A 3,561-nucleotide genomic window follows, 5' to 3' on the forward strand; every position below is an offset into this window, starting at 1 on the left:
CGGCTGAGCGGCAGTGGCGCCGGTTCGCTGGCCAGCACGGCCTGCCAGGCAGACAGCGTGCCCGCCACGGTATTCGCCGCCAGCGGCCCACGCCACGGCACCGTGGCATGCCCCGCATAGCGCGCCAGATCAGCCGCTTGCGCCGCGCCGCCCACGCCATGCACGCCATGAACGCGGCCGTCGCTCTCGCGGATCAGCCAGAAGCCATCGCCGCCGATCCCGGTCATGTGCGGATAGACGACCGCCAGCGTCGCGGCGACCGCGATTGTCGCCTGCGCAGCGCTGCCGCCGTCTTTCAGCACATCGAGGCCGGCCTCTGCAGCCAGGTAATGCGGTGCCGTCACGATGCCGCCACGTCCGCTGACGGTGTGAAGAGTTCGTGCCATGGCGCCGCTCAATCCGGCAGGCCAGCGACGAAAGCGCGTACTACCGTGGCCGCGTTTACCGATGCCAGGTGATCGAACACATATTCCATGTTGCGATCGGCGTCCCCGCCCGCCAGGTCAGACAGCGAGCGGAACACGATCGCCGGCACGCGGTTGGCATAGGCCACCTGGATCACCGCGGCGCTTTCCATGTCGAGCAGGCGGGCATGCCAGGCGCGGAACAGGTATTCGCGGAATTGGGCATTGTCGGCATAGACGCCGGCCGAAACGCCGGTGCCGCCCACCTCAACCTTGGGATCATGCGGCAGGCACAGCTTGGCCTCCGCGCTCATCCCGGACGAAGGCGCCACGCAGCGCTTGAGCGTGAGGCCGGCAGTCACCTTGCGGGCCAGCGCGACAAGCGCGGGATCAGCGTCGAGCAGGATGTGGTTGGTAGCAGGCTGCGCCGCATTGCCCACGCGCGTGCCATTGGGAAAGATGAACTGCCAATTTTCCGGCGCGCCGGCCGGGCTTGGCGCCGGGGTCTGCCAGCCGTGGTCGGTCTGGCGGGCAAACATCACTTCCAGATACTGGCCCCAGTGTTCGGGCACGGCAACGTCCCCGATATTGAGCGCCGGGTCCACCCCGCCGGCCACGCCGGAAAAGACCACGCGCTTGACCTTGAAATGGTCGATCGCCAGCTGGGTGTTCATCGCCGCATTGACCATGCTGACGCCACTCGACATCAGGATCACCGGGCGCCCCGCCAGCGTACCCAGCACGATCTCGCGATCGTTGATCTTCACGCGGCGGCCATGGGTGATCACCGCCGCCATGGCTTCCCATTCGGGGGCATAGGCGGTGAGTACCAGCGTACGCGGCGTGGGATCGAGCACAGTGGCCGTGGCGTGGGCGGCCTGCGGCAGGGCGAGCAGCGCGGCAGCGGCCGCCAGGATCGCTTTCATCCGCCGCATCACGCTGCCCCCATCCACACGAAGCGGGCGACGAACAGCGCCGCCAGCACGAACAGGAACCAGTCGCTCTTGCGCGCCCGGCCGCGCAGCAGGGTCAGCACGGCATGGGCGGTGATGCCCAGCGCCAGGCCATTGGCGATCGAGAAGGTGAGCGGGATCATCGCCACGGTCAGGAACGCCGGGATCGCCGCCATCGGGTCTTCCCATTCCACCTCGGTCAACGGCAGCAGCATCAGGCCGCCCACGATGATCAGCGCCGGGGCGGTGGCCGCCAGCGGCACGAGCTGGGCATAGGGCGCTACAAACATCGTGGCAAAGAACAACACGCCGGTGACGATCGCGGTCAGGCCGGTGCGCCCGCCAGCCTGCACGCCGGCCGCGCTTTCCACGTATGACGTCACCGTGCTGGTGCCGGCCAGCGCGCCCACCATGGTAGCCACGGCATCGGTGATGAGAATGCGGTTGAGGCCGGGAATGCGCCCCGCCTTGTCCATCAGGCCGGCGCGCTTGGTCACGGCCACGAGCGTGCCGATATTGTCGAACAGATCGACGAACAGGAACACGAAGACGATCTCGACCACCCCGCCCGACAGCTTGAGCACGCCGGGCAGATCGAGCTGGAAGGCGGTGGCCGTCAGCGCATCGAGCGAGTAGGGCTGCGGCGCCACGTGAACCATGCCGGCAAACCACCCGACGAGCGTGGTGGCAACGATGCCCAGCAGCATGGCGCCGCGCACGTTCCACACCGACAGCACGCCGATGATCAGCAGCCCCAGCAGCGCCAGTGCCGGCCCCGCGCTCTTGAGATCGCCCAGCGCCACCAGCGTGGCCGGATTGCCCACGACAATGCCCGCATCCTTAAGCCCGATGAAGCCGATGAACAGGCCGATGCCCCCGGCCACGGCGGCAAACAGATAATTCGGGATAACTGCCACGATCAGCTGGCGCACCCCGGTCAGCGTCAGGATCAGGAACACCAGCCCCGAAATCATCACGCAGCCCAGGCCCACCTGCCACGGCACGTGCATCTGCCCCACCACGGTGAACGCGAAATAGGCGTTGAGGCCCATGCCCGGTGCCAGGGCCAGCGGCGTATTGGCGGCAACCCCCATCAGGATCGAGGCAAAGGCCGCGGCAAAGCATGTCGCCGCCGCCACGGCCGCCACCGGCATTCCCGCCTGACCCAGGATCGAAGGATTGACCAGCACGATATAGGCCATGGTCAGGAACGTGGTGGCCCCCGCCACCACTTCGGTGCGCAGGTTCGTGCCGCGCCCGGAAAAATCAAAATAGGCGCCGATCCGCTGCGCCATGCCACCTGTCATTGCCGTTCCCCTGCGAAATCTTGCGGCGCGAGTGCCCCCGGCGCGGTTGCCCCGACCACGCCCTGTTCTTCCAGCATTTGTGCACACGCGAAAAGAGCCGTTTCGCCATGGCGCCTGCCGATCAGTTGCAGCCCCAGCGGCAATTGCCCGGGCCGCGCCAAGGGCACGCACAACGCGGGCAGCCCCAGAAACGTGATCGGCTGGGTATGAATGCCCAGATCGGCCCGCGCCGGCACCATGGCGCCATCGATCAGGATGCGCGGATCGGCGATAAGCGGCGCGACGCAGGGTGCGGCGGGCGCGACCAGCACATCCACGCCCTGCGCTTCGAACAGCGCGTCGATATCGGCCCGCGCCTGCGCCCGCAACGCCTGCGCCGCATCATAGAGCGCGCGGGGCAGCAGGCTTCCGGCAATCAGCCGGTCGCGCACGGCGGGATCGTATTCCAGTGCCGCGCGCGCCAGGTCGGCGCGGTGCAGGTTGCCGCCTTCATAGGCCGTAATAAGGAACGCCGCCGAACGATACCGCGCCAGATCGGGCAAGGTGAGGCACGGCCCCTGCCCCACGACAGCGGCGATCGCCACGCGCTGTGCCGGATCTAGGTTTTCGGCAAAGCGACCGCCCAGCATGCCCACACGCGGCGGCGCCAACGGCGCGGCGTCGGCATGGCCCGACAGGATCGTCCAGATCGCGCGCAGATCGGCCAGGTTGCCAGTAAACGGCCCGATGTCGTCAAAGCTGTGGGCAAAGGGAAAGGTGCCATCCACGGGCAGATCGGCATGCGTGGGCTTCAGCCCATAAAGCCCGCACAGGCTGGCCGGCACGCGGATCGAGCCATTGGTGTCCGATCCCAGCGCAAAGGCCAGATGCCCGGCCGCCACCACGGCCGCCGATCCG

The 3,561-nt window shown here is 67.8% G+C and carries 4 protein-coding genes; all 4 read right to left on the reverse strand.

The genetic code is table 11. The annotated features are described in order from the left end of the window. On the reverse strand, nucleotides 1-386 hold a 386-nt coding region (locus tag H926_RS28165; protein WP_043609981.1), incomplete at its 3' end, for a gamma-glutamyltransferase. 8 nt (nucleotides 387-394) lie between these two features. Beyond that, nucleotides 395-1,330: a 5'-methylthioadenosine/S-adenosylhomocysteine nucleosidase gene (locus H926_RS0116285; protein ID WP_028658121.1), complete on the reverse strand. Its 936-nt coding sequence runs from the start codon at nucleotides 1,328-1,330 to the stop codon at nucleotides 395-397. 8 nt (nucleotides 1,331-1,338) lie between these two features. Beyond that, nucleotides 1,339-2,652 carry a solute carrier family 23 protein gene (locus tag H926_RS0116290; protein WP_022677263.1) on the reverse strand — a complete coding sequence of 438 codons (1,314 nt, stop codon included), beginning with the start codon at nucleotides 2,650-2,652 and terminating at the stop codon, nucleotides 1,339-1,341. An 8-nt stretch (nucleotides 2,653-2,660) separates the two neighbouring features. Next, the coding region (locus tag H926_RS28170) for an amidase family protein (RefSeq protein ID WP_237741075.1) at nucleotides 2,661-3,561 on the reverse strand (901 nt) is incomplete at its 5' end.

The sequence above is a fragment of the Novosphingobium sp. B-7 genome (assembly GCF_000410615.1).
In the GTDB taxonomy this organism is placed as follows: Bacteria; Pseudomonadota; Alphaproteobacteria; order Sphingomonadales; family Sphingomonadaceae; genus Novosphingobium; species Novosphingobium capsulatum.